Consider the following 25,185-nt stretch of genomic DNA (forward strand, 5'->3'; position numbering starts at 1 on the left):
TAGGACTGGGCGCCCTTGTAGCCGCGGAAATTCTCCAGCTTCTCCCGCGTCTGGTTGCCCAGCAGATACTGGATGGCGTGAAAGATCGGACTGGCATGGGGCTTCACCGCCACCCGGTCCTCCGGCCGCAGGGCCGAGAAATAGAGCGCCGTCAGGATGGTCGACATCGAGGCGCTGGAGGCCTGATGGCCGCCGATCTTCAGCCCGTCCAGGTTGGGACGGACATGGTTGGCGTTGTGGATGGTCCAGGATGCGAGCCAGAGTACCTTGCGTTCCAGCTCGGCCAGGCAGGCGAGATCGGCGGAGGACGGCTGGATCGCGGTCATGGGTCTGCTCCCGAACGGGGTGTTTATGGTTCGAAGAACTTATCATTTGTGATCCGGCAGATGCTTGCGAAGTGGCGCAGGCCGCGGTTCCGCTTTAGCATCCAATGCCAGGATTACTCAGGAAACAGCATTCGATGCCAAAACAGCCGCTCGACCGCATCGACCGCAAGATTCTGGCAGCCCTTCAGCAGGACGGCCGGCTCCCCAACAACGAGCTGGCCGAACGGGTCGGGCTGTCGCCCTCCCCCTGTCTGCGGCGGGTCAAGGCGCTGGAGGAGGCCGGGGTGATCGCCCGCTATGTGGCGCTGGTCGATCCGGCCTCCGTCGACCTGCCGGTCAACATCTTCGTCAATGTCAGCCTGGAGCGGCAGGTGGAGGCGCGGCTCGACGGTTTCGAGGCGGCGGTGATGGCGCGGCCGGAGGTGCTGGAATGCTATCTGATGACCGGCGACGCCGATTACCTGCTGCGGGTGGTGGTGCCGGATCTCGCCAGCTATGAACGGTTCCTGAAGGAACACCTGACCCGCATCCCCGGCGTCGCCAGCATCCGCTCCAGCTTCGCCTTGAAGCAGGTGCGCTACCGCACCGCTCTGCCGCTGGAGCATCTGGGGGAATAGAGTGTCATGCTTTGGTGGTTGCCGGCTTGGCGCGGCTGCCGATCATCGGAACCAGCATAGCCGCGAGCAGGCAGAGAGCGCCGGCGGTGGCAAAGGCCGGCAGATAGCTTTGAAGAGCCGTGCGCGACAGCCCGGCGCCGAAGGCCGCGACGGCGGCGCCCAGCTGGTGACCGGCGAAGACCCAGCCGAAGACGAGGTTGGCCCGCTCCCGGCCGAAGCGCTCCGCCGTCAGGCGCACGGTCGGCGGAACGGTGGCGATCCAGTCAAGGCCATAGAAGACGGCGAAGAGCGACAGGCCGTAGAGGGTAAAGTCCGAGTAGGGCAGATAAAGCAGCGACAGACCGCGCAGGCCATAATACCAGACCAGGAGCCAGCGGTTGTCGTAGCGGTCGGACAGCCAGCCCGACCCGACGGTGCCGATGAAGTCGAAGATCCCCATCACCGCCAGCAGACCGGCCGCCTGCACCTCCGGCACGCTGAAATCGACGCAGAGCGGGATCAGATGGGTCTGGATCAGGCCGTTGGTGCTGGCGCCGCAGATGAAGAAGGTGGCGAACAGCACCCAGAAGGTTCGCGTCACCGCGGCCTCGCGCAATGCCCCCAGCGCCGCCGGCAGGATGGCGCCGGCCGGGGCGGCAGGCGGCGTGCCCCCAACCTCGCCGAAGGCGGACAGGCCGAGGTCAGCCGGACGGTCGCGCATCAGCGCCAGCATCGCCAGGGCGGCCACCGCGATCAGGCCGCACAGCAATGCGATGGCGCTGCGCCAGCCATAGGCTTCGGTCAGCATCGACAGCAGCGGCATGAAGACAAGCTGCCCGGTGGCGGAACTCGCGGTCAGCAGACCGATCACCAGCCCACGGCGGGCGACGAACCAGCGGGTGGCGATGGTGGCGCCCAGCACCATGGCGGTCAGGCCGGTGCCGAAGCCGACGACGAAGCCCCACAGCAGAACCAGTTGCCAGACCTCCCGCATCGCCAGCGAGGCGAGCAGCCCGCTGCCGACCAGCGTCAGGGAGGACAGCACCATGCGACGGACGCCGAAGCGGTTGATCATCGCGGCGGCGAAGGGTCCCATCAGCCCGAACAGCAGCAGGCGGATTGCCATCGCCAGGGAGATGTCGGCGGTATCCCAGCCGAATTCCCGCTGCAGCGGCAGCAAAAGGACGCCGGGCGCACCCACCGCCCCGGCGGAGACCAGCATAGACAGGAAGGTGACGGCGACGACGACCCATCCATAATGGATGTCGCGGCGCGCCAGGGTGGCGGCGAGGGGGGTGGACAGCATCGGCTCGTAACTCCGGTAACCAACCTTGTTATTGCGCGGTCACGCCGCCGTCGATGTTGATCGATTGGCCGGTGACGAAGCCGGCGGCGTCGGAGCAGAGCCAGAGCACGGCTGCCGCCACCTCTTCCGGGCGACCGACGCGGCCGACGGGATGGCGCGGCCCCATCACCGCCTCGACCTGCTCGGCTCCGCCGAAGGACGCCTGGGTCATCGGCGTCTGGATGATCGCCGGGCAAACGGCATTGACGCGCACGCCGAAGGCCGCGACCTCTATGGCCGCGGTGCGAGTCAACCCTTCCACCGCCGCCTTGCTGGCGGAATAGGCGGCGTTGCCGGCCATGCCGATCTGCCCCAGCACCGACCCGGTGTTGACGACCGCGCCGCGGCCCTGGTTGCGCATGATCGCCAGTTCATGCTTCAGGCAGAGCCAGACACCCTTCACATTGACAGTCAGCATGCGGTCGAAGGCGGCCTCCTCCATGTCGGTCAGTGGCGCCACCTGATGGATGCCGGCATTGTTGAAGGCGGCGTCGAGCCGGCCATGGTCGCGCTCGATCCGCGCGAACAGCGCAGCGACTTCAGTCGCATCGGCGACATCGGCGGCAACGAAGCGGCCGGTACCGCCTGCACGGTCGATCAGGTCCACCGTCTCCAACCCTTCCGCCTCGCGCCGGCCGGTAACGATCACCGTTGCCCCCGCTCCGGCGAAAGCCAACGCCGTCGTGCGGCCGATGCCCGACGTGCCGCCGGTCACCAGGGCGACACGCCCGCTCATGTTCGCCCCCGTGGTGTTCATTGCAATGCTCATGACCCTCTCCTGTCCCCGATCCGGTTCCCAAGGCCCGCTCGTGCCGGGCGTTTTCATGACGATCATCATCGTTGTGGTTTTTGATGATGTCCATCATGAAAAAAGACTGACCCCTGGAATCCCGGAAGCTCAGCCATGCATCGGCTGAATGGCGCGGTCTCGCAGGCGACACCACATCTGCGCGGAGACGGACAAGGGCTGCGAGATGCAGGCTGCCACCCGTCGTCGACCTGCCATTCCGGAGGCCTATTCTGGTCCTGGTTGCAATTCCGCCGAGTCCCGGCAGCCGCCACAACCCGTGGCGCTCGTTACGGCGAATGTCACGGATCCGGGGACCATGTGGTGAGGCCGACACATGGCCCTGCCCTTCGATCCGCAGGCTCGAGGATAAGCTTGACCGCCGCCGCGCAACGGATCATGAAAGCGCGAACATGCAGCTTCATGTATCCGCATGTATCGGGTGCCGTCGGGTCTTCCTCTTTCTTTCGGTCGGGCGAATGTTGCTTTCGCAGCGCTTGGGCAGCCCAAGACTTGACATCTCCCATCGGCACAGGTGCCTCCAAGCCGGATGGCAAGCATTCGTTAACCATAAAGCACCACAACTAGCGAGCGGCCCATCGCCGCGTTCAGCCGACCGCCGGGACCGTATGAAGAACGGGTCCGTTTGGCGCCACCGCGCTGATTCCTTTTGGAAGGCTGACACAGCGTGACCTTGCTGACTGCGCGGGCCAACGGCCCGACCGATGTTTCCCCGGCCGGTCAATCGACGATCTCCGCTCCGTGGAACGCCACTCCCTTGGTGCCGACCTTGAGCGGCCCGATCGATCCATCCCTACTCCGCGACGAGTTGCTGTCCGACATTCCGCAGGCGACCGCCGCGGCGCATCCGGACCGCACGGCCATCGTCTATGAAGGCCGGCGCGTCAGCTATGCCGAGTTGGACGCGCGCGCCAACCGGGTTGCCCGCGGCCTGCGGGCGCGGGGGATCGGCCCCGGCTGCTTCGTCGGGCTGTGGATGGCGCGGTCGCTTGATCTGCATGTCGCGCTGCTGGGCATCCTGAAGGCCGGCGCGGCCTATCTGCCCTTCGACGCCGACGCGCCGGCCGAGCGCGTGGCGATCAGCCTGGCCGACTGCGCCGCCCCGGCAATCCTGATCGATCTGGTGACCGGAACGAAGGCGGCGACCCTGGCCGAGGCCGGTGCGGACGTCCAGGTCCTGCGCATCGGCGATGTGCTGAGCGACGATGAGCAGCCGTTCGACCTGCGCGCCGACGGGGTGACGCCGGACAGCCCGGCCTATGCGATCTATACCTCGGGCTCGACCGGCAAGCCCAAGGGCATCGTCATCAGCCACCGCAACATCTGCCACTATCTGCGAGCCGCCAACAGCGTCTACGGCATCACCGCCGACGACGTGGCCTTCCAGGGCGCGTCGGTGGCGTTCGACCTGTCACTGGAGGAGATCTTCGTCCCCTATCTGGCCGGCGCGACCCTGTGGGTTGCCAGCCGGCAGGTGCTGGACGAGGTGGACCGGCTGGCCGACGTGCTGAACGAGGCCGGCGTCACTGTTCTGGACACCGTGCCCACCCTGCTGGCGATGCTGCCGAAGGACGTGCCGTCGCTGCGCATCGTCATCCTGGGCGGCGAGGCCTGCCCGCCGGCGGTCGCATCGCGCTGGTGCCGGCCGGGCCGGCGCCTGTTCAACAGCTATGGACCCACCGAGGCGACCGTCGTCGCCACCGTGGCCGAAGTGCTGCCCGACACCCCCGTCACCATCGGCCGCCCGATCCCCAACTACACCTGCTATGTGGTGGATGAGGCGCTGCAGCCGGTGGCCGCAGGCACCCAGGGCGAGCTGCTGATCGGCGGCCCCGGCGTGGCCCAGGGCTATCTCGGCCGGCCGGAGCTGACGGCGGAGAAGTTCATCGCCAACCCGTACCGCTCCGGTGCCCACGATCCACTGCTCTACCGGTCCGGTGACGCGGTCAGCGTCGATGCCGACGGCAACCTGCGTTTCCATGGCCGCATCGACGATCAGGTGAAGATCCGCGGCTTCCGGCTGGAACTGGGAGAGATCGAGGCGAAGCTGACCGACCTGCCCGGCGTCGCCCAGGCAACGGTCGTGCTGCGCAACGACAATGGGCTGGACCGTCTGGTCGCCTTCCTGGTCGCGCAGCCGGGTGCGTCTCTGCAAAAGACCGCACTCCGCGACGCTCTGCGTGCGCAGCTGCCGGCCTACATGGTGCCCGCGCATTATGAACAGGTGGTGGAGCTGCCGCGCCTGACCTCCGGCAAGGCCGACCGCAAGACCCTGCAGGCGATGGCCCTGACCGAGGATGCTGGATCGGGCGAGCAGGAGGAACCGCGCAGCCCGACCGAGGCCGCGTTGCTGGAGGCCGCCCGCCGCGTCTTCCCCGGGCAGTCGATCCCGCTGGAGGCCGACTTCTTCCTCGATCTGGGCGGCCATTCACTGCTGGCCGCGCGCTTCGTCTCCGCCGTGCGCGAAACCGCCGGGCTGGCCAGCCTGACCCTGCAGGACGTCTATGGCGCCCGCACGCTCCGCGCCATGGCCGAACGGCTGGACGCCAAGGCGCCCGCCGGCCGAGGCGCCGCGCCGGCCGACCTGTCCTTCGATCCGCCGCCGCTCGGCCGCCGCCTGCTGTGCGGTCTGGCCCAGGCCGCGGCTTTGCCGGTCATCCTGGCGCTGATGACGGTGCAGTGGCTGGGCGTGTTCGTCAGCTACATGCTGCTGTCCGGCGAGGATGCCGGGCTGCTGGGCGAGATCACCACGCTGTTCGGCGTGTATGTCGTCATCAACATCGCCACCGTCGCCATCGCCATCGCGGCGAAGTGGCTGATCATCGGCCGGACCAAGCCGGGTCGCTATCCGCTGTGGGGCGTCTATTATTACCGCTGGTGGCTGGCCCAGCGTTTCATCGCGCTGGTCCACCTGAAATGGTTCCAGGGATCGCCGGTGATGCGGCTGTTCCTGCGCGCCCTCGGCGCCAAGGTCGGCGCCGACGCGATGATCGGCGAGTTCGAATCCGGCGCCATCGATCTGGTCAGCATCGGCCGCGGCGCCTCGACCGGCGGCAAGGTGAAGCTGGCCAATGCCGAGGTGATCGGCAACGAGCTGGTGATCGGCACCATCGAAATCGGTGAGGATGCCTATATCGGCACATCCTGCGTCATCGGCCATGATGCGGTGGTCGGCAAGGGCACCGAGATGGCCGACCTGACCGCCCTGGCCGCCGGCACCCGCACCGGCGACTACGAGTCCTGGGACGGCTCGCCCGCCCGCAAGGTCGGCACCGTCGACAGCGCCGCCCTGCCGCAGGAGCCGCGCGCCGGCATCGTCAAGCGCGCCACCCAGGGGCTGATCTATCTGGTCGCCCTGGTCGGCCTGCCGCCGGTGGCGCTGATCCCGATCTTCCCGGCCTTCTACCTGTTCGACAGGCTCGACGCCTGGATGGGCGGTGTGTTCAAGGTCAACTACCTCTACTATGTTCCCGCCATCGCGTGGCCGACCGCCATGTTCCTGGTGGCCTTCACCGTCCTGCTGATCGCCGCGATGCGCTGGATCGTGCTGCCGAAGGTGGAAGCCGGCTCCTACTCGGTCCACAGCTGGTTCTATGTCCGCAAATGGGTCGTGGCGCTGGCGACCGAGGTGATGCTGGAAACCCTCAGCTCGCTCTACGCCACCGTCTACATGCGGGCCTGGTACCGCCTGATGGGCGCCAAGATCGGCCGCGACGCGGAGATCTCGACCAACCTCGCCGGCCGCTACGATCTGGTGGAGATCGGCGAGAAGTGCTTCATCGCCGACGAGGTGGTGCTGGGCGACGAGGACATCCGCCGCGGCTGGATGCATCTGCAGCCGGTGAAGACCGAGGCCCGCGTGTTCGTCGGCAACGACGCCGTGGTCCCGCCGGGCGCCTGCATCCCCACCGGCACGCTGATCGGCATCAAGTCCAAGCCGCCGGCGAATGCCGAGATGCAGGCCAACGACACCTGGTTCGGCAGCCCGCCGATCAAGCTGCCGGTGCGCCAGAAGTTCGACAACGTGTCGGCCAACTGGACGTTCGAGCCGTCGCGCACCCGCCGTCTCGGCCGCGCCGTGTTCGAGGCGTTCAGCCTGTCGATGCCGTCGATGCTGTTCATCACCTTCGGCACCTTCGCGGTGGAGTTCTTCGCCAAGGCCATTCTCGACCAGCGCTGGGGCGCCTTCGCCTGGCAGTTCCTGGCGGTCAGCGTCGCCATCCCCACGGCGATGGTGCTGATCGTGGCGCTGGTGAAATGGCTGCTGATGGGCCGCTATGCCCCCACCATGAAGCCGATGTGGTCATGGTGGGCCATGCGGACGGAGGCGGTGGCCGTGCTGTATTGGGGTCTGGCCGGCAAGGTGCTGCTCGACCACCTGCGCGGCACGCCGATGCTGCCCTGGGTGCTGCGCCTGTTCGGCACCAAGTTCGGCAAGGGCGTCTACATGGACACCACCGACATCACCGAGTTCGATTGCGTGTCCGTCGGCGACTATTGCGCCATCAACGCGCTGTCGGCGCTGCAGACCCACCTGTACGAGGACCGCGTGATGAAGGTTGGCCGGGTTTCGGTCGGGACCGGCGTCACCATCGGGGCCGGCGCGACGGTGCTGTACGACACCCATGTCGGCGATTTCGCCCGCCTGGGTCCGCTGACCCTGGTGATGAAGGGCGAGGAGATCCCAGCCCACGGCGACTGGGTCGGCGCCCCGGCCGAACCGGCTGTTCATGCACCGGCTGCGGTCGATGGACAGGTGAAGGCGGCGGCGTAAGCAGCCGGCCCCAGCGGCGAAAAGACGAGGCTGGTCATACCATTGCGGTGGGCCGGCCTTTTCTTTTGCCCCGACTTTGGTCGACGACAAACCGTCGCGCCGTCTTGCGTCCCGCCGATGGTTGTCTCCGCCCCGCAGCGGTGTATAAGGGGGGCCGAGCGCGGCCTGCCCCCTTCGCGCGCCCGGCCGGGCGCGTACCGCGGAGGCGAGCGGACGCCATTGGATCGCCACGAAGGAACGCCCCAATGCCCGACGACATCGCCTCAGCCCGCGGCCTGTTTCCGCTCGCCAAGGACGACACGACCTACCGCAAGCTGACCTCGGATCACGTCTCGGTCGTCGAATTCGACGGCGAGCAGATCCTGAAGGTCGAGCCGGAAGGTCTGCGCCTGCTGGCCGAGGCTGCCTTCTCCGACATCAACCATCTGCTGCGTCCGGGCCATCTGGCCCAGCTCGCCAAGATCCTGGACGATCCGGAGGCGTCGGCCAACGACCGCTTCGTGGCGCTCGACCTGCTGAAGAACGCCAACATCGCCGCCGCCGGCACCCTGCCGATGTGCCAGGACACCGGCACCGCCATCATCATGGGCAAGAAGGGCCGCCGCGTCTGGACCAAGGGCGGCGACGAGACCGCCCTGTCGGAAGGGGCCCGCGACGCCTACCTGAAGCGCAACCTGCGCTACAGCCAGCTGGCGCCGATCTCCATGTATGAGGAGAAGAACACCCGGAACAACCTGCCAGCCCAGGTCGACATCTATTCCGAGGGCGAGGACTATTACAAGTTCCTGTTCATGGCCAAGGGCGGCGGATCGGCCAACAAGACCTTCCTGCATCAGGCCACGCCGTCGGTGCTGGCGCCCGACCGGCTGCTGAAGTTCCTGGAAGACAAGATCCGCTATCTCGGCACCTCGGCCTGCCCGCCCTACCATCTCGCCATCGTCATCGGCGGCCTGTCGGCGGAGCAGAACCTGAAGACGGTGAAGCTGGCCTCCGCCCGCTACCTCGACAACCTGCCCACCGAAGGCGGCGAGGACGCGCACGCCTTCCGCGATCTGGCGATGGAGGCCGAGGTCCACAAGCTGACCCAGAACATGGGCATCGGCGCCCAGTTCGGCGGCAAGTATTTCTGCCACGACGTCCGCGTCATCCGCCTGCCGCGCCATGGCGCCTCCATGCCGATCGGCATCGGCGTGTCCTGCTCGGCCGACCGTCAGGCGGTGGGCAAGATCACCAAGGACGGCATCTTCCTGGAGCAGTTGGAGACCGATCCGGCCCAGTATCTGCCGGAGATCGGTGACGAGCATCTGTCGGGCGAGGTCGTGAAGATCGACCTGAACCAGCCGATGGAACAGATCCGCGCCACGCTGAGCCAGTACCCGATCCGCACCCGCCTGTCGCTGACCGGCCCGCTGATCGTCGCCCGCGATCTGGCCCACGCCAAGCTGCGCGCCCGCCTGGACGCCGGCGAGCCGCTGCCGGACTATTTCAAGAACCACCCGATCTACTATGCCGGCCCGGCCAAGACGCCGGAAGGCTACGCCTCCGGCTCCTTCGGGCCGACCACGGCGGGCCGCATGGACAGCTTCGTCGACCAGTTCCAGGCGGCGGGCGGCTCCATGGTCATGCTGGCCAAGGGCAACCGCAGCCCCGAGGTCACGGCAGCCTGCAAGCAGCATGGCGGCTTCTATCTCGGCTCCATCGGCGGCGCCGCCGCCCGTTTGGCCCAGGACTGCATCAAGAAGGTGGAATGCGTCGAGTATCCCGAACTCGGCATGGAAGCCATCTGGCGCATCGAGGTGGAGGACTTCCCGGCTTTCATCATCGTCGACGACAAGGGCAACGACTTCTTCAAGGAGTTGAAGCTCGCCTGATCCGGGCTGACTGCAAATGAAGGGGGCGCGGTGCCTTGCGAGGTTCCGCGCCCTTTTTCCTGCCTGCTTGCGGGACGGCACCGGGGGCGCCTATCTTCAATGCATCGGGATCGGGGAGGGCTTTGCAATGGACGGTGTCTATGACCGGCGCGCACCGAAGCGGGACGTCACCTTGTCGCTGGACGAGGACATCCTGCAACGCGCACAGTCCCTCCCCGGCGACCTGTCGGAGCGGGTCGAAAAACTGCTGGCCGACGAGGTGGCGAAGGCTGATCGCGAACGTCGCCTGGACGCGACGATTGCGGCGCTGAACGACTTCGACGCCAAATATGGTTCGTTTGCCGACGGACATCTCGATCACCTGTGATGGCTCAATTCGATGTACATCGGAATCGAACGGCGGCGCGCTCGGGCATTCCGTATTTGGTGATTGTGCAATCACAACGATTCGACGCATCTGCACGCCGGGTGATCGCACCGCTGCTGCTTGCCGACAAGCTTCAGAGCACGGAACCGTCCTTGACCCCGAAATTCGTGATTGAAGGCCATGACGTCGTTCTGAATCCTCTTCAGCTCGCCTCTGTTCCGACGGACCAACTCGGCGACAAGGTCTGCTCCCTCGCCAACGACAGCGACCGCATCATCGCCGCCATCGACTTCCTGATTTCCCGCGCCTGGGGATGAGTAGCCCGTGACACCCGCCCAAATCCAAGACCGCATCCTGTACCGCGACGGGCTGATGCTGATCCTCGACAAGCCTGCCGGGCTGCCGGTCCATGCCGGTCCCGCCGGCGGGCCGAACCTGGAGCGGCATTTCGACGCCCTGCGCTTCGGCTTTCCCAAGCTGCCGTCCCTCGCCCACCGGTTGGACCGCGACACGTCGGGCTGCCTGATCCTCGGACGCCATGCCAAGGCGCTGCGCAAGATCGGCATCCTGTTCCAGAACGGCAAGGTCGATAAGACCTATTGGGCGGTGGTCGCCGGCACGCCGCCGCAGGAATCCGGACGGATTGAGCTGCCGCTCGCCAAGGTCTCCAACAAGACCGGCGGCTGGCGCATCGTCGGGTCGCCTGACGGGCAGACGGCGGTCACCGACTATGTCGTGCGTGGGCAGTCTGACGGATTGACGTGGCTGGAACTGACGCCGCACACCGGCCGCACCCACCAGATCCGCGTCCATTGCGCCTCCATCGGCTGCCCGCTAGTCGGCGACCCGCAATATGGCGGGCCGGACGGCAAGCCGCTGCACCTGCATTCCCGCGCCATCTCGCTGCCGCTCTACCCGAAGCGCGATCCGGTCGGTGCCGTGGCTCCGGTCCCGCCGCACATGCGGGCGGCGCTGGAGGCTTGCGGCTTTACCGAGGCTTCATAGCTTCACCGCTACCCTCCGTCCTTGCTGCAATGCGGCAGGCTGCCCCATGATCGTCGATGGAGATGGGGCGATCACGGCCGGGGGACGAGCGCATGATACCGATCGGCACGACGGCAACCCAGCAATTGGCGACCCGCTGGATGACCTTGCGTTATGCCCTGGCGCTGACGCTGATCGCGCTGGGCACGCTTGCGGGATTCGTCATGACCGAGCGGGTCATCGGTCAGCACGAACGCATGCTGGAGGTCGTCAATGTTTCCGGCCGGCAGCGCATGCTGTCGCAGCGGACGGCCCTGCTGGTGGAACAGTTGAAGACCGCGACCGATCCCGCGACGCGCGTCGAACTCGCCCGGCTGCTGGACGACGCCACGGACATGTTCGAAGCTGCCCACCGGCGGCTGAGCGGCCGGGCCGGGCCGGAGGAAGGCCCGCCGCTTGGGCCGCCGCCGCAGGATTTGTTTTACGGCGGACCCGACCCGCTGGACCCGGTGGTGACCGAACATATTGCCGCCCTGCGCCGCGTCATCGCCGCCGCATCCGCCGGTCAGCCGCCGGATCCAGCGGAGGCGGACCGCATCACCGCCCAGGCGCTCGGCCCGCTGCTGGACCGGCTGGAAGAGGTGGTGGCGCTCTATCAGGAGGAGGGAGAGGCCGGCTTCCAGACCCTGCATCGGCTGGGGCTGACGGCGCTGCTGATCACCCTGTTGATCCTGGCGGTGGAAGCGCTGGCGATCTTCCGGCCGATGACCCGGCAGGTGCGTCGGCAGTTCACCGAAATCCTGCGCATGGCGGAAACCATCGAGCGCGCCAACGCCACGCTGGAACAGCAGGTGCGCGAACGGACGGCGGAACTGCACGCCGCCAAGACCACCGCCGAGCAGGCCCACCGTGCCAAGTCCCGCTTCCTCGCCCATGCCAGCCACGATCTGCAGCAGCCCCTTCAGGCCATCGGCATGTTCACCGGCATTCTGGAGCGCCAGCCGCAGAGCGGCAAGACGGCAGCCCTGCTGACCGACCTGAAGGCGGCGCAGCGGTCGATGCGCGACCTGCTGAACGCCATCCTGGACATCTCCAAACTGGAATCGGGGGTGGTGACGCCGAAGCCGGCCGACCTGCCGCTTTGCCCCCTGCTCGACCAATTGAAAGCGGAGTTCGCCGGGCAGGCGGAGGCGAAGGGGCTGCGGCTGCGCGCCATCCCGACCAATGCGGTGGTGCGCAGCGACCCGGCCCTGCTGGAGCGCATCCTCCGCAACCTGATCGCCAACGCCATCCGCTATACCGAGACGGGCGGCGTTCTGGTCGGCTGCCGCACCCGCGGCGACACGCTGTGGATCGAGGTCTACGACACCGGCCGCGGCATCGCCGAACCCGACCGCCGGCGCATCTTCGAGGAGTTCGTCCAACTCGACCGCCCCGACCGTGACCGCAGCGAGGGCATCGGGCTGGGCCTTGCCATCGTCGAGCGGCTGGCAAGGCTGTTGGGCCATCCGGTGACGGTGCGTTCGGCGGAGGGACGCGGGACCGTGTTCGCGGTGGGAGTGCCGCTGGCGGGGTGATATTGTCCCGTCATAAGCAACGATCTGATGCGAACTGGTCGGATTGTTCCGCAAGCCATTGAGTGCCAAATTCCCCTCCAGACAACGGCACACACCCCAACGGTACGGAGGGTTCCATCATGATCACCATTCGCCATCGCGACGAGCGTGGGGTCGCCAACATGGGTTGGCTGAACAGCAACCACAGCTTCTCGTTCGGCCATTACTTCGATCCCGGTCACATGGGCTTCCGTGCCCTGCGGGTCATCAACGAGGACCGGGTGATCCCCGGTGCCGGCTTCCCCACCCATGGGCATGCCAATATGGAGATCGTCTCCTACGTGCTGAACGGCGCGCTGGAGCACAAGGACTCCATCGGCACCGGGTCGGTGATCCGTCCGGGCGAGGTCCAGGTGATGAGTGCCGGCCGCGGCATCCGCCACAGCGAGTACAACGCGTCGGACACCGAGCCGGTGCATTTCCTCCAGATCTGGATCCTGCCGGAGGCCAACAACCTCGCCCCCGGCTACCAGCAGGCGGATTTCCCGGTCGAGCAGAAGCGCGGCACGCTGAAGCTGGTCGGATCGCGTGACGGACGGGACGGCAGCGTCACCATCCACCAGGATGTCGACCTGTACGCCGCGCTGCTGGACGGCGAGGAAAGCGCCACCCTGCCGCTCCGTCCCGGCCGCCACGCCTGGGTCCAGGTCGCCCGCGGCCGGGTCCATCTGAACGGCACGCTGCTGAAGGCCGGCGACGGCGCCGCGCTGACGGACGAGGAGGCGGTGACGCTGGACCGGGCGGACGAGGCGGAAGTGCTGGTCTTCGACCTCGCCTAGGGTCACGTCACAGCACCTGTTTGGGCACCGACAACAGCTCCTTCCTGATGCGGTTCATGCTGGGGCGGTTGTCGGGGCCGAAGGCGATGGGGCGGCACAGATGCATGGCGGTCAGCCCGACCCGCGCGGTCAGCAGGCCGTTGATCACCCCCTGCCCCATCCGGGTGGAGATGGCGGCGGCCAGCGAGCCGCCCAGCGCCTCCACCGCCACATGGTGGGCGCTTTCGGTCACGCCGGCGACGGCGATGTTGGCGAGCATCCGGCGCAGCAGCCGGAGCGAACCGACATAGCCGGGCCGGGCGCCATAGAGGCTGGCGATCTCCCGCACCAGCTTCAGGTTGCGCCAGAGAACCACCGCGAAATCCAGCAGCGCCGCCGGGCTCAGCGCCGTGGCGATGGCGGTGTCGCGGGACGCGCGCAGAACCCGCTGATAGGCGGCGCGGTCGAGCGGGCTCAGCACCTCGCGGTCGAGCAGCCGCACCACCTCGTGCTCGTCATGGGCGTCGGTGACATGGTCGCGCACGCGGGCCAGCGCCGGCGCCAGTTCCCGCCGGTCGGCATAGAGCGCCACCAGCGATCCGGCGAAGCGGTCGGCCCGGCCGCCGGGAGCGTCGACCTCCAGCCGGCCGGCCTCCGCCCGCAATTCCTCGATCCGGCGCAGGCGGCGGAGCGACAGCAGCTCGGTCACCAGCATGGCGATTGCCGCGATGCCGGCGGTGGCGGCCAGCAGGGCGACCAGGACGCCGAGGGCCAGGCTCGTGGCGAAGGCGCGGGCCAACAGGTCGGCGGTGTCGAAGCCCAGCGCGACCATAACCAGCGCGGCCAGCGCCCCGAACAGCCAGCGCCCGAGTTTGCGGGTCGTCCGCACCGGCGTGGCGGGCGCCGGCAGCAGGTCGGCCGGGTCGCCGGTTCCGGTCAGCAGGGCGGCTTCCTCCTCCGCCGGGACGGGCGCCGCGCGGTCGAGGTCCAGTTCCATCGGCGGAACCCAGCCGTTTGAGGCTTTGCGGGTATCGCGCTCCGTCACGTCAGATAGTCCCCGAGAAGGAATTGCAGGGCCTGGTCGACGCGGATGTGCGGCAGGCCGCGCGGGTCGCGGCCGAGGTCGTCGGGCGGGCGGAAGGGCAGGAAATTGTAGGGGCGGTCGCGGCCGGGCGGGAAGGCCTCCGCATCCTCCGGGATCTCGCCGGGAAACAGCACGGTCGGGCGGTCGCGACCGACGGGGATGCCGCGGACGCAGCGCAGTTGCCGGCCCTCATGCTCCGTCACCACGCTTTCGGTGCATTTCAACGCGGCGATGGCCATGGTCTCGACCTGGGCGCCTTCGAAGCGGATGGCGTTGCGGGCGTCACCGACCAGCCGGTCGAGCAGCGCGCGCAGTTGGGCGTGCTGGTGGGCGGCGATGTGGTCGGCCTTGGTCGCGGCGAACAGCACGCGGTCGATCTTGCTGCCGAACAGCCAGTCGAACCAGCCCGACGCGCCATGGCGGAACGGCTCCAGGCTCAACTCCAGCGCGCGCTTCATGTCGGCCATCCCGGCGGGGCCGGCATTCAGCGCGCCCAGCACGTCGATCAGCACGATCTGGCGGTCGAGCCGGGAAAAATGCTCGGCGAAGAAGCGGCGGACGACGTTGGTCTTGTAGGCCTCGTACCGCTCCTCCATCAGCGCCCACAGGCTGCCCCTGCCCTTTGATCCATTGGGCTGTGCCCCATGCAGCGGACAGAAAGTCAGCAGCGGCGCATCCTTCATGTCGCCGGGTTCGACGAAGCGGCCGGGCTGGATCAGGCTGAGCAGCGTGTCGGCGCGGCGGCAGGCGTGGAGATAGTCGGTGTAGAGCGCCGCCCCACGCCGCGCCGCTTCCTCCTCGGCCGAACCGGCCGGGTCGATGGTGGCGAGCCAGCCGCGCCAGGAGGCCGACAGCTCGTCGCGCGGCGGGCGGGCGGCAAGCTCCAGGGTCTGGGCACTCCATTCCGCGAAGCTCTGGCGCAGCAGCGGCAGGTCGAGCAGCCATTCGCCGGGGTAATCGACCAGATCGAGGTTCAGCGTCGCCACCGGCTGCACCGAGCGCTTCAACGCCGAATCCGGGCGGTAGCGCAGGGACACGCGCATCTGGCCGATGCCGCGCGTCGGCTCCGGCCAATGGGGATCGGGGCCGGTGAGCGCGGCGAGATGGCCTTCGAAATCGAAGCGCGGCACGTCGGGATCGGGCTGCGGCCGCAGCCGCGCCGCCTGGAAGCGGCCCGACGACATGACATCGAGGAAGGGCAGCCGCCCGGCCTTCAGCAGATTGTCGACGAGGGCGGTGACGAACACGGTCTTGCCGGCCCGCCGCAGTCCGGTGACGCCGACGCGCACCGTCGATTCCAGAAGAAGCCGGCTGCCGGCGTCGTACAGGCTGTTCAGGTCGGGAATGCGCACGGGCGGACGTTCACCTCTGGCCGATGACCGGCCCTATATGGGGTTGAGTCCGCAGGATGCGAGGGGGCCGGATGCGACGTTTGAAACAGCATGAAACAGTTTTCGGGGGTGTGTTCACTGTTCCATCCAGGCGGCATCGGCGGGAACCTCCGCGGGTGGGGACCGGGGGTCATTCGTATCACGGATGCGGGGGAGCGGGTAATGGTGGGATGGAAAAGTCAGGGCGGTCAATGCCGCCGCTCATGCCGGGGAAAGGTCGGTGCAGGGAAAATCATCGCCCTTGAACAGCAAAACCTCGCCAGTGTCGGCAGCCAGGGCGTAGGCGAAGCAGTCACCGTAATTGAGCCCTGCCGGGTGTCCGGTCCCTTTGCCGTAGCGGCGGAACGCGTCGAGTGCAAGCCGGGCTTGGCGCTCGCTGACCGGCTCGATGCGGATGTCGAACTCCCGCAACAGATCCTCAAGCGCCTCGCGGTGGGCACCGGTCGGATCACGGTTGGCGATCAGCCCAGCCTCGACGAAGTTTGCGGCCGACAGGCGGCACACCGTGGCGGTGGCGAGCTTGGTGAGGAAGGCGGCGGCTTCCGGCTCGGCCTTCAGGATGGCCACAAGGGCCGAGGTGTCGACGACCATGACTCAGCGCGGCAGGCCGTGTTCGTCGTACAAGGCGGCGTCCGGGTTTCCGTCGTCATCCAGCGGCGGCAGCGCCTTCACCCGCGCCAACATGCGGTTCACCTTGGCCTGCTGGTCGGGAGTAAGGCCGGAGGTTGCCGGTCGCTCGGCACGGGCCAAGGCATCGCGCACGGCAGTGCGGACGACCTCGTCGATACTCTGCCCCCGAATGGCTGCAAGCCGGCGGGCCAGGACTTCCGTTTCAGCACTCACCGGGATGGGCATCGGCGTCTCCTGCTTTCGATCGGGCACGGGACAATTGTGGCGCCCACGGAACCTTGCGGCAAGGCCGTGCTGCCGGATGCGGCTGAAAGACCGGCACCCGAACGGCGGTCACCCCCCGATGTAGTGCGGCATCAGCTTTGCCTGATCGCCGATCCAGACGCTGCAGCGGCTGTCCTGGTTGCGGAAGAAATAGGCCTTGCCGGGCTGGCGGCGGTTCTGGGGGTCGATCAGGTTGGCGCCGCCGGAAAAGGCGACGCCATAGCGGTAATCCGGGGTCGATGCCCAATAGAGGCCGTCGATCTGCTGCAGGAAGGCGCCGCGCTGGCACAGGTGCGACAGGGTGCGGTCAAACGTCGCAAGCCCCTTCAGGCCGTCGGGCAGCTTGTAGACCGCGCGGCTTTCGGTACGACGCAGGCGCGGCTCGTGGCCGGGCGGGGGCGGTTCGTAGGCGCGGAAGGGCGGGCGCAGATGGCCGGGGTCGGTGCGGTCGGTGCGCAGAACCTCCTGTGCGCCGGCGGCGGCCGGCAGCAGCGAAAGGGACAGCAGCAGGAGCATGAGGCGGCGGGTCATCGCACCGACGGGTTGTTGGCGACGAAGGCGAAATAGGGCAGCCGCCGCACCGCGTCGGCCACCATCAGATAGGCGACCGCGAAGGCCAGCAGCGAGCTGAGGAAATAGCCGTATCCATACCACGGGAAGCCCATCCGGCTGAACAGCAGGGTGAAGCCGGCGTTGGCCGCCATATAGACCAGCTGCACCGTCAGGTTCCGCGCCCGCAGGTCGAAATAGGCGAGGATCACCGTGCAGAACAGGAACATCACCTGGAAGAAGGCACCCAGCACGCCGAAGCGGAACATGCCGATCTGCTGGTACTGCAGGCCGATGGCGCCGACGATGGCCGGGGCCAGGAAGATGCAGACGGCGCAGACCGCCCCTTGCAGGATGACGAGGTTGCGGCTGCTGTCGAGCAGGGCGGCGATGATGGCGCGGTGGTTGCGGGCGATCTGGTCGAAGGTCGCGTGCTTCTGGATGTCGCGGTAGAAGGCCTGGTAATGCTCGAAGAAGCGGGTCTCGATGTTCACCGTGAACAGGGTCAGCGCCGGCAGCGTCGTCAGATAGGCGATGAACATGGCGCCGTCATAGGCGCTGTAGATCGCCATGGCGCCGGAGACCAGCTCGCGCTCCGGCGCGAACCACATGATCCACTTGTCGGTCCAGACCGCGGCGTTGGCGAAAAAGCCGATCAGCGCCAAGTCGGCGTATTTGCGGAAATAGGTAAGGAAGTCGAACAGCCGACCGACCGGATAGGGATATTCGGCCAGCACCCGCGCGATCAGCCCGAACTGGATCACCGCCAGCCCGGCGGAGAACCCCCAGATCATCCCGGCGGCGCCGAAGCGGTCGCCCAACAGCACCGCCCCGGCCATGCCGGCGGTCATGCCGACGCCGAAGGCGACGGTGACGGCCAGATAGTCCTTCAGCGCCGACAGGAAGATCGACACCACCCAGATGCCGCAGACCAGGAAGAAGTTCGCCAGCCCGCCCAGCATGATCGGCAGCGGCAGGCCGCTGAACAGCGGGTAGAAGGGCCCGGCGGTCAGGCCGGCGATGGCATAGGCCAGCCCCAGCGTCGCCAGCAGCATGCCGGGCGCCGCCTCCACCTCCTTGGCATAGATGGCGTCGGCGAGATAGCGGGTGGCGACCAGCACCAGCGGCCCGGTGAACACCACCGAGAAGCAGAAATTGTAGATCACCACCACGCGGAACAGCGTCAACTGCTCCGGCCCCACCAGATCGCGGCCGAACAGCGTGATGCCGGCCAGCGCCAGGATGGTGAACATCCAAGGGCCGGAGGTGATGAAGGCGGAATGGGCATAGCCCTGCAGCACGCCCAGCAGGTCGTCGCGCCGGGCCAGCCGGCGGAGCGCGAAGCCGATGCCGGCCATCTCAGGCGGCTCCCTTCAGGTCGAAATCGGCGCGATCCAGGATCGGCCGGGTCGGCATGGCGATATGCTCGTCATAGATGGCGCGATAGACGCGGTCGATGGCGATCTTGTCGTAGGATTGGGCGACGCGCCGGGCGATGGCCTGCGCGCAACGCTCCCGCCAGGGGCGGTCGAGCAGCAGGGCGCGCAGCTCCCGCGCGGTGTCGAGCGGGCTGGCGAGCGGCGTCACCGCCCCGCCCGGCCCCAGCGGCGGCACCTCGTCCGGCCGGCCCATCAGCAGTTCCGAACAGGACCCGACATCGGTCGCCACCGTCGGCACGCCGGACGCCCCGGCTTCCAGGATCACCAGCGGCTGTGCCTCGCTGACGCTGGTCAGCGCAATGGCGTCGATCCTGCCCAGCCAGTCGGTCAGCTTGACCCGGCCGGCGAAGATCACCGTCTGCTCCAGCCCCAGATGCTTCACGATGGTGCGGCATTCCTCGACATAGCCGGGATCCTCCTCCAGCGGGCCGAGGATCATCGCCTTCAGGTCGGGGATGTCCTCGCGCAGGATGCCGGCGGCGCGGATGTAGGTCTTCACGTCCTTGATCGGCACGACGCGGCCGATCAGGGCGATGGTGGGCGGACGCGGCGCGGGATCGCGCCGGACCTGGGAATAGCCGGCATAGTCGATGCCGTTGGGCACGATCATCAGCTTGGCCGGGTCGGCGCCCTGGCGGCGCTGGAACTCCTGGTTTCCGCCGTACAAGGTGATGATGCGGTCGCAGGCGTCGTAACAGGCCTTGGAGTAGCTGGCGAAGGTGTCCAACCACAGATCGCGCAGGTCGCGCTTCTTACGGTCGAGCGCGAGCGAGGTATCGGCCCCCTCGAACAGCCATTCGGCCATCAGGATCTCGATGCGCCGTTCATTGGTGTAGATGCCGTGTTCGGTCAGCAGGGCCGGCCGTCCGGTCTCCAGCCGCGCCCGCGCGGCGAACAGCCCGGCATAGCCGGTGGAGATGGCATGGTAGACCGAGGCCTGCGGCATCGGCACCAGCAGGGTGGCGAACAGCCCGCTCATCAGCGCGCGGCTGCCCCAGAAATATTCGAGGAAGGAGGCGTCCGGCAGGGCGGCCCTGCACATGCGGACCACCATCTGGAAGGCGTCCTCGGAATTCAGCAGCGCCCGCTTGCCGATCCGGCCGCGCCGGGGGGCCAGCAGGCGCAGAACCTCGGCGACCTCGGCCAGCCCTCCACCCTGCTGCAGGCGGGCGAGCGGTTTTTCCAGGGCCGCCACCAGCCGTCCGGTGCCGGGCTGCCAGCGCCAGCCGACGGGCGGGTCCTGCAGATAGACGTGGGTCAGGCCGGTGACGTTGGCCGGCAGATCGTAGGCGAGCTTGCGGGCGCCGCGGTCGGCGACCAGCGCCACGATGTGGAAGGTCAGGTCGGAGTGGGAGCGGATCAGGTCGTGCGTCCAGGTCGACACGCCGCCGGCGACATAGGGATAGGATCCCTCCATCAGCAGGCAGACGTCGGCCTTGGGGGCGCGGGGCGCTTCTGGCGGCAGCGGCTGGGACGGGGGGCGGCTCATGCGGCCAGTTCCTTGGCGGCGGTCTCGGCGACGGCGGTTTCGTCGTCGCGCCACAGGGCGAAGACGTCGCGCAGCGCATCGGGCAACGCCGCCCCGTCGCCCAGCAGGTCGGGCCGGCGCAGGGGCAGCGCCCGCAGGTCGGTGAAGCGGCCGAGCCGGAACAGGCTTTCGGCATACCAGAACAGGATTCGGCTGTCGGCGGTGCGGTCGATCAGCGGTTCCAGCCGCGCCGCCGCCTCCGCCGCCAGTCCGCAGCGCAGCAGCAGCCGGCCGAGGTCGAGGCGGATGGCGTCGTCGTCGGGTGCCAGTTCCAGGCTGCGGCGGTAACCGTCCAGCGCCTTCTCGCGGATCTCCGCCTCGCGGTTGGAATCGAGCAGGCCGCAGAAGGCGTAGTCGTCGAGGTGGCGGGACAGGGCGGCCAGGGCGCCGGCATCGTCAGGATTGGCGCGGGCGGCATGGTCGAGCGAAAGCCAGCGCTCGTTGAACTCATGCTCCACCCGCGCGGTGGCGGTGGCGGCCTGGACGCGGACGGACGGGTCGGCATCGGCGAGGCCGGCCTTCAGCGCGGGCGTGAAGGCGGGACGGAAATGGCGGGCGACCAGCGCGATCACCGCCTGCTTCTGCTGCGGCGTGCCCATCCACATCATGTCGGTGAAGGATTCGCCGGCCACCAGATGGGCGTTCTCGCGGCCCGACACGATCAGCTCGTACAACTCCTGCGCCGGGCCGGTCTCGCTTTCGGGGAAAAGGGAGAGATACCAGTCCTGGAAGCCGGTGGCATAGCGGCTGAACAGCGCCAGCAGCGCGGCGGTCACCAGCGTGCAGGCGGCGCCCAGCGGACCCAGCGGCACCATGGTCACCAGCAGCAGCCCGGCCAGCCGCAGGTCGCGGCCCCGTCGCGCCCGGCTGCGCAGCCACAGCCCGACCAGCCCGCAGACCAGCAGATGCAGCGCCGCGGCCGACGGTCCGGCGAAAGGTACGCCGGACAGGCCGACCGCCAGCACCCCGGCGTCGAGCAGGCCGGCGCCGAGCGTCACCGCCACCAGTTCGCCGGTGCCGGCGGCCGGGCGGTCGCCCGCCAGCGTGCCGGCGGACCCGGGAAAATCGGGAGCGGAGTCGGTCATCCCGCCCCCTCCGTCACGGCTTTGTCGCCTGCCGGCTCCGGCTCGGGCGGTTCGACCCGGCGGGTGACGAAGCCGATGGGGATGTTGGACAGCCCGTCGGGCAGCTCGCGGCGCACCGCGCGTTCCAGCTTCGCCTCCACCAGCTTGGCGCCCTCCAGCGGCGTGCCGGCCAGGATCACGCCGAAGGACGTGCCCTGATGGCCGAAGTCGCAGGCAAGGTCGGTGTCGCGCAGACTGCCGCGCACCGCCGTGCCGATGGCGGCGGCAAGATCCGCGCGCTGGCCGACCGACAGACGGGACAGGCCGGTGGGGCGGATGGTGATGGCCGTCGTCTCGAACCCCATGCGGCGGCCGAGCAGGGCCAGGAACTCCGCCTGCCGGCCGATGTAGCTGGAGGAATAGAGCGCGTCGTCGGTGAAGACCCGCTGTTCGTTGGCGGTGCGGAACTGGCGCGCCTTGGCCAGCGCGGTGCCGATCCATTCGCACAGGATGCGGAAATTCTCGACCGTGTTGACGCTGAGATCGGTGAAGCCCAGGCTTTCGACCTTCACCATGCCGACCACCTCGCCGGTGTCGCTGCTGACCAGCGGCCCGGCCAGCACGCCCTCGCCGGCCAGGATGCGCTCGTCCTCCATCCGGTTGACGCAGAGCTGCCGCTGGCGGGCGATGACGGTCTGGAACAGCGGAGTGCCGCTGTCGAACCAGCGGGCATAGCTGTCGTGGTCGTCGTCCCAGCCCTCGTTCGTCACCGATTCCAGCACGTCGTTGTTCAGCAGGAACAGCGAGAACTTCTCCGGCTTCATGACGGTGCGGACGAGGTCGGCGACGCCCAGCATCACTTCCCCCTCGTCCAGATGGTCGATGGACTTGGCGGCCTGATAGAGGGTGAAGACGGTGCGCAGCTGGCCGGCGACGCGGGTCTCCAGGCTCTCCTTCACCGATTTCAGCGCGCGGTAGGAGCGGGCGATGGCCTCCGCCTCCTGCCGGGCGGCGGCAAGTCCGGCGCGCAGTTCCTCGCGCTCGCGCAGCTGGCGCATGCGCAGCTCGCCGAACAGAACGGCGGCGACCAGCCACAGGATCGGCTCGCGCGTCAGGGTGAAGAGATGGTCGTAGAGGTCCTGGTCGATGCCGGCATCCGGCATGTTGCCGAGCCGCAGCGCCACCGACGCCACCAGCGCCGCCAGCACGCCCTCGCTGGTGCCGTACTGGATCGCCAGCAGCAGGACCGGGATCCAGAAGGGATGCGGCTGCACCCCGTCGAAGCGCGTCCCGGCACCCAGCCAGACATCCAGCCCCAGCGCCACGGCGAAGAACAGCAGCAGTTCCGCCAGCGCGACCGGCCGCAGGCCGAACCAGCGGCGGGGGGATGCACCGTCGGTGGGGGGTGGACTAGGCGGGCTGCTCATGCTGGGCCAGACCTCAGCGATTGCCGGCGACCACCGGCCGCAGGCTGTCGATCATCCGCGCCGCCACCCGCTGGGCGACGTTGTTGACGCTGTCGCGGCTGAAATAGCCGCGGCCGGCCTCCGACTGGCTGGAGGTCCACAGCACGGCGCCGTCGGAGCTGCGGACCAGCCGGGCGTTCAGGCCGACCACCGGCTCCTCGCGCAGGCCATGCTGGTAACCATATTCCGACACGCTGCCGGCCAGCACCGCGTCCACCCCCAGCATCCGGCCGGCGGCCTGGGCATCCGGCGGGGCGGCGTCGGCCGGCGTGTCCGTGGTGGCGGCATCGCCGGCCGGCTTGGCGGCGGACAGGCGGCTGCGGACGCGGGACGCATCCATGCTGCGGATGCCGTCGACGCCGTACAGCTCGGTGGAGACGATGTCGGCGGCGATCTGGCCGGCGTTGGGGTGGTTGGTCAGATTCTCGAAGGGCAGGACGGCGACGGTCGAGCCGGCCGGCAGCACGGCGCCCGGCTGGGCGAAGTCGCGGCTGTTGATCCGGCCGAAGCTGCAGCCCGCCAGCAGCAGCCCCGCCACCAGCAGCGCCCCACCGGCCCGCACACCCTTGCCCTTCATTCCCGCACCCTTTCGCCGCATCGCAATTCCACCTTTTTTAACCATAAAGTGTTGACACACCGTCAATAACGCCAGACCAGACTGACGCCGGCGCTGTTCACAGCGCTGGCCGTGCCGCGCGACGTGGAGCGGGCATGGCTGGCGCGAAAATTCAGCTCCAGATTGTCCGCCGGTTCCCAGCCGATGGACAGCGATCCTTGCGGCCCGCTGCGGCCCCGCCGGTCATAGGCGTAGCCGACCTGCACCGCATAGCGGACGTAATCGGTCAGATAGTCCTCTGCGTTGAGCTGCAGCGCGTGGATCTCGCGCGTCGCCGCCGGCAGCGGAACGAAAGGCTGGCCGAGCGCGTCCTGCCGCTCCTCACGGTGGGCGACATATTCGGCGTCCAGCACATAGGCGACGCTGACCAGCGGCCCGACCGGGTTCAGCGTGTAGCGGAGCGATCCGTCCACCGTCGCGCTACGCGCCAGATCGGCGTCGCCGGCAAGGCCATAGCGGTTGTAGCCGGCGCCGAGCGACAGGAACCAGCGGTCGGACAGCCGGTCCTCGTGCTGGGCGAACAGGCGGTCGCGCCGGCCGCCGTCGGCGATGCCCTCCAGGAAGGCGAAGCTCGGCTCGCTCCAGGCGAAGCCGGCGCGCGTCTCGGTCTCGTCGCCGCGCCAGCCATGGGTGTAGCCGGCGCCCAGCGTCTGCGGCGCGGCGTAAAGCGACAGGGTGGAGCGCTCGAATTCCGGCCAATCATGGACCAGCGCCGCCTCCAGCCGGGAGCGGGCGCCGTGGAACGGCTCCAGCCGGCCATCCTCGCGGCGGGCGGCGTCGACATCGACACCGCGGCGTTCCACCGCCCAGGTGAAGGCGGTGGAGCGGCCGAGCTCCTGCACGCCGCTGAAGCGGGCGATGCGCTGCATGTCGGCGTTGCGCACCTTCTGCCAGTCGAGGTCGAGGCGGCTGCGGTCCGCATTCTCGTGCAGAAGCAGCGCCTTGCCCTGCACCAGGGAGGGTTCGTCGGGCGTCAGCTCCAGCGCCGTGTCATAGGCCCGGATCGCCTCGCGCCAGCGGCCGAGCCGTTCCTCCGCCTGGGCCAGCAGGGCGGAGGACTGGGCATCGCCGGGGTCCTGTTCCAGCAGGTCGCGCAGCAGGCTCCGCGCCGGCCGGACGTCGCCGCCCTCCATCAGCGCCAGCGCACGGAAATAGTCGAGACGCCGGCGGGCGGCACGGTCGGCGGCCTGCGCCTCGCGGCTGGGCGCGGCGGCGGGCGAGCGGGTCAGGGAGACGGTCAGGCCGGTGGGATCGGTGGCGGGGGCGGCCTCGACGCCGGTGGCGAGGACCAGGACGACGCTGTCGTAGCCGTAGAGGATGTTGTCGACCCAGGACTCCAGCCGCTCCGGCACGCGGTCGAGCGCGACGTCGCCCAGCGGGCGGCTGAAGCGCAGGATCAACTCGCGGCCGTCGCGCCGGGATTCGGTGGCGACCGGGCCGGGCCAATGCAGGGCGAAGCGGGCGGCGCGATCCTCGCGTACGGCTTCGAGGCGGGCCGAGGGCGTTTGGGCGTAGGCGGGGGCGGCGGCGAGGAGGGCTAGGGCGAGGGCAAGCACACCCGCCTTCAATCCCCTCTCCCCCCCGGGGAGAGGGTTAGGGTGAGGGGGAGACGTAGCGAGGATTCTCGGGAAGCCACGCCGTGCATCCCCCTCACCCTCCCCGCGCCACGGGCGCGGGGTCCCTCCCTCTCCCCGGGGGGGAGAGGGGAA

Annotated in this window: 22 protein-coding genes (1 of these 22 cut by a window edge); 8 read left to right on the forward strand and 14 right to left on the reverse strand. The window is 68.5% G+C overall.

Going from position 1 to position 25,185, the window contains the following annotated elements; translation table 11 throughout:
* Positions 1–326 carry the beginning of a transketolase-like TK C-terminal-containing protein gene (locus PWS46_RS15950; RefSeq protein WP_434622041.1) on the reverse strand. The gene continues 2,086 nt to the left of window position 1, outside the view, so the window shows 326 of its 2,412 coding nt (coding positions 1–326); its start codon is at positions 324–326; its stop codon lies beyond the left edge, outside the window.
* Between the two features lie 134 nt (positions 327–460).
* Between PWS46_RS15950 and PWS46_RS15955 the strand changes: the two genes are divergently transcribed.
* On the forward strand, positions 461–943 hold the full coding sequence (locus PWS46_RS15955) for an Lrp/AsnC family transcriptional regulator (RefSeq protein ID WP_434622043.1): 483 nt from the start codon (positions 461–463) through the stop codon (positions 941–943).
* A gap of 4 nt (positions 944–947) precedes the next feature.
* Here PWS46_RS15955 and PWS46_RS15960 read toward each other — a convergent pair whose 3' ends face one another.
* Positions 948–2,228: an MFS transporter gene (locus tag PWS46_RS15960; RefSeq protein WP_434620064.1), complete on the reverse strand. Its 1,281-nt coding sequence runs from the start codon at positions 2,226–2,228 to the stop codon at positions 948–950.
* A 28-nt stretch (positions 2,229–2,256) separates the two neighbouring features.
* On the reverse strand, positions 2,257–3,036 hold the full coding sequence (locus PWS46_RS15965; protein WP_434620067.1) for an SDR family NAD(P)-dependent oxidoreductase: 780 nt from the start codon (positions 3,034–3,036) through the stop codon (positions 2,257–2,259).
* 706 nt (positions 3,037–3,742) lie between these two features.
* Between PWS46_RS15965 and PWS46_RS15970 the strand changes: the two genes are divergently transcribed.
* The 7 genes from PWS46_RS15970 (at position 3,743) to PWS46_RS16000 (ending at position 13,466) form a co-directional block, all read left to right on the forward strand.
* Positions 3,743–7,849, forward strand: a complete 4,107-nt coding sequence (locus PWS46_RS15970) for a Pls/PosA family non-ribosomal peptide synthetase (protein ID WP_434620070.1) — start codon at positions 3,743–3,745, stop codon at positions 7,847–7,849.
* 245 nt (positions 7,850–8,094) lie between these two features.
* Complete coding sequence (locus PWS46_RS15975; RefSeq protein WP_085086462.1) at positions 8,095–9,720, forward strand: fumarate hydratase; 1,626 nt, start codon at positions 8,095–8,097, stop codon at positions 9,718–9,720.
* A 127-nt stretch (positions 9,721–9,847) separates the two neighbouring features.
* Positions 9,848–10,087, forward strand: coding sequence for a type II toxin-antitoxin system CcdA family antitoxin (locus PWS46_RS15980; RefSeq protein ID WP_434620073.1), 240 nt, complete (start codon positions 9,848–9,850; stop codon positions 10,085–10,087).
* A complete protein-coding gene (locus PWS46_RS15985; RefSeq protein WP_434620076.1) occupies positions 10,087–10,404 on the forward strand; it encodes a CcdB family protein in 318 nt (105 codons plus the stop codon). The genes PWS46_RS15980 and PWS46_RS15985 overlap by 1 nt, the downstream gene beginning before the upstream one ends.
* 7 nt (positions 10,405–10,411) lie before the next feature.
* Positions 10,412–11,092, forward strand: coding sequence for an RluA family pseudouridine synthase (locus PWS46_RS15990; RefSeq protein WP_434620078.1), 681 nt, complete (start codon positions 10,412–10,414; stop codon positions 11,090–11,092).
* Positions 11,093–11,184: 92 nt separating this feature from the next.
* Entirely contained in the window at positions 11,185–12,648 is a 1,464-nt protein-coding gene (locus tag PWS46_RS15995) for an ATP-binding protein (protein ID WP_434620081.1), read from the forward strand.
* Positions 12,649–12,767: 119 nt separating this feature from the next.
* A complete protein-coding gene (locus PWS46_RS16000; protein ID WP_434620084.1) occupies positions 12,768–13,466 on the forward strand; it encodes a pirin family protein in 699 nt (232 codons plus the stop codon).
* A gap of 7 nt (positions 13,467–13,473) precedes the next feature.
* On the opposite strand, the gene PWS46_RS16005 is transcribed toward PWS46_RS16000, so the two are convergent.
* The 11 genes from PWS46_RS16005 to PWS46_RS16055 form a co-directional block, all read right to left on the reverse strand.
* Complete coding sequence (locus PWS46_RS16005) at positions 13,474–14,490, reverse strand: TIGR01620 family protein (protein WP_434620087.1); 1,017 nt, start codon at positions 14,488–14,490, stop codon at positions 13,474–13,476.
* The gene (locus PWS46_RS16010) at positions 14,487–15,881 is read right to left on the reverse strand and encodes a YcjX family protein (RefSeq protein ID WP_434620090.1); all 1,395 of its coding nucleotides are present in this window, start codon (positions 15,879–15,881) and stop codon (positions 14,487–14,489) included. The genes PWS46_RS16005 and PWS46_RS16010 overlap by 4 nt, the downstream gene beginning before the upstream one ends.
* Positions 15,882–16,121: 240 nt before the next feature.
* Entirely contained in the window at positions 16,122–16,511 is a 390-nt protein-coding gene (locus PWS46_RS16015) for a type II toxin-antitoxin system VapC family toxin (protein ID WP_434620093.1), read from the reverse strand.
* 3 nt (positions 16,512–16,514) lie between these two features.
* Entirely contained in the window at positions 16,515–16,775 is a 261-nt protein-coding gene (locus PWS46_RS16020) for a type II toxin-antitoxin system VapB family antitoxin (protein WP_434620096.1), read from the reverse strand.
* Positions 16,776–16,883: 108 nt separating this feature from the next.
* Complete coding sequence (locus PWS46_RS16025) at positions 16,884–17,345, reverse strand: hypothetical protein (protein ID WP_434620099.1); 462 nt, start codon at positions 17,343–17,345, stop codon at positions 16,884–16,886.
* Entirely contained in the window at positions 17,342–18,721 is a 1,380-nt protein-coding gene (gene pelG / locus PWS46_RS16030) for an exopolysaccharide Pel transporter PelG (RefSeq protein ID WP_434620101.1), read from the reverse strand. Before pelG ends, PWS46_RS16025 begins: the two co-directional genes overlap by 4 nt.
* Position 18,722: 1 nt before the next feature.
* Positions 18,723–20,291: a GT4 family glycosyltransferase PelF gene (gene pelF, locus PWS46_RS16035; protein ID WP_434620104.1), complete on the reverse strand. Its 1,569-nt coding sequence runs from the start codon at positions 20,289–20,291 to the stop codon at positions 18,723–18,725.
* Entirely contained in the window at positions 20,288–21,415 is a 1,128-nt protein-coding gene (locus tag PWS46_RS16040) for a tetratricopeptide repeat protein (protein WP_434620107.1), read from the reverse strand. Before PWS46_RS16040 ends, pelF begins: the two co-directional genes overlap by 4 nt.
* Positions 21,412–22,821 (reverse strand): GAF domain-containing protein, encoded by a 1,410-nt coding sequence (locus PWS46_RS16045; RefSeq protein ID WP_434620109.1) that lies wholly within the window; start codon positions 22,819–22,821, stop codon positions 21,412–21,414. The genes PWS46_RS16040 and PWS46_RS16045 overlap by 4 nt, the downstream gene beginning before the upstream one ends.
* Positions 22,822–22,834: 13 nt before the next feature.
* A complete protein-coding gene (locus PWS46_RS16050; protein WP_434620112.1) occupies positions 22,835–23,437 on the reverse strand; it encodes a hypothetical protein in 603 nt (200 codons plus the stop codon).
* A 62-nt stretch (positions 23,438–23,499) separates the two neighbouring features.
* The gene (locus PWS46_RS16055) at positions 23,500–25,032 is read right to left on the reverse strand and encodes a tetratricopeptide repeat protein (protein WP_434620114.1); all 1,533 of its coding nucleotides are present in this window, start codon (positions 25,030–25,032) and stop codon (positions 23,500–23,502) included.
* Positions 25,033–25,185 lie beyond the last annotated feature (153 nt).

It is taken from the genome of Azospirillum sp. B2RO_4 (assembly GCF_051124815.1).
Taxonomy (GTDB): domain Bacteria; phylum Pseudomonadota; class Alphaproteobacteria; order Azospirillales; family Azospirillaceae; genus Azospirillum.

Coding starts and splice junctions, on each gene's coding strand:
- PWS46_RS15955 (WP_434622043.1), top strand. CDS start 461: ATGCCAAAACAGCCGCTCGACCGCATCGACCGCAAGATTCTGGCAGCC.
- PWS46_RS15960 (WP_434620064.1), bottom strand. CDS start 2,228: ATGCTGTCCACCCCCCTCGCCGCCACCCTGGCGCGCCGCGACATCCAT.
- PWS46_RS15965 (WP_434620067.1), bottom strand. CDS start 3,036: ATGAGCATTGCAATGAACACCACGGGGGCGAACATGAGCGGGCGTGTC.
- PWS46_RS15975 (WP_085086462.1), top strand. CDS start 8,095: ATGCCCGACGACATCGCCTCAGCCCGCGGCCTGTTTCCGCTCGCCAAG.
- PWS46_RS15980 (WP_434620073.1), top strand. CDS start 9,848: ATGGACGGTGTCTATGACCGGCGCGCACCGAAGCGGGACGTCACCTTG.
- PWS46_RS15985 (WP_434620076.1), top strand. CDS start 10,087: ATGGCTCAATTCGATGTACATCGGAATCGAACGGCGGCGCGCTCGGGC.
- PWS46_RS15995 (WP_434620081.1), top strand. CDS start 11,185: ATGATACCGATCGGCACGACGGCAACCCAGCAATTGGCGACCCGCTGG.
- PWS46_RS16000 (WP_434620084.1), top strand. CDS start 12,768: ATGATCACCATTCGCCATCGCGACGAGCGTGGGGTCGCCAACATGGGT.
- PWS46_RS16015 (WP_434620093.1), bottom strand. CDS start 16,511: ATGGTCGTCGACACCTCGGCCCTTGTGGCCATCCTGAAGGCCGAGCCG.
- PWS46_RS16020 (WP_434620096.1), bottom strand. CDS start 16,775: ATGCCCATCCCGGTGAGTGCTGAAACGGAAGTCCTGGCCCGCCGGCTT.
- PWS46_RS16025 (WP_434620099.1), bottom strand. CDS start 17,345: ATGACCCGCCGCCTCATGCTCCTGCTGCTGTCCCTTTCGCTGCTGCCG.
- pelG (WP_434620101.1), bottom strand. CDS start 18,721: ATGGCCGGCATCGGCTTCGCGCTCCGCCGGCTGGCCCGGCGCGACGAC.
- pelF (WP_434620104.1), bottom strand. CDS start 20,291: ATGAGCCGCCCCCCGTCCCAGCCGCTGCCGCCAGAAGCGCCCCGCGCC.
- PWS46_RS16040 (WP_434620107.1), bottom strand. CDS start 21,415: ATGACCGACTCCGCTCCCGATTTTCCCGGGTCCGCCGGCACGCTGGCG.
- PWS46_RS16045 (WP_434620109.1), bottom strand. CDS start 22,821: ATGAGCAGCCCGCCTAGTCCACCCCCCACCGACGGTGCATCCCCCCGC.
- PWS46_RS16050 (WP_434620112.1), bottom strand. CDS start 23,437: ATGAAGGGCAAGGGTGTGCGGGCCGGTGGGGCGCTGCTGGTGGCGGGG.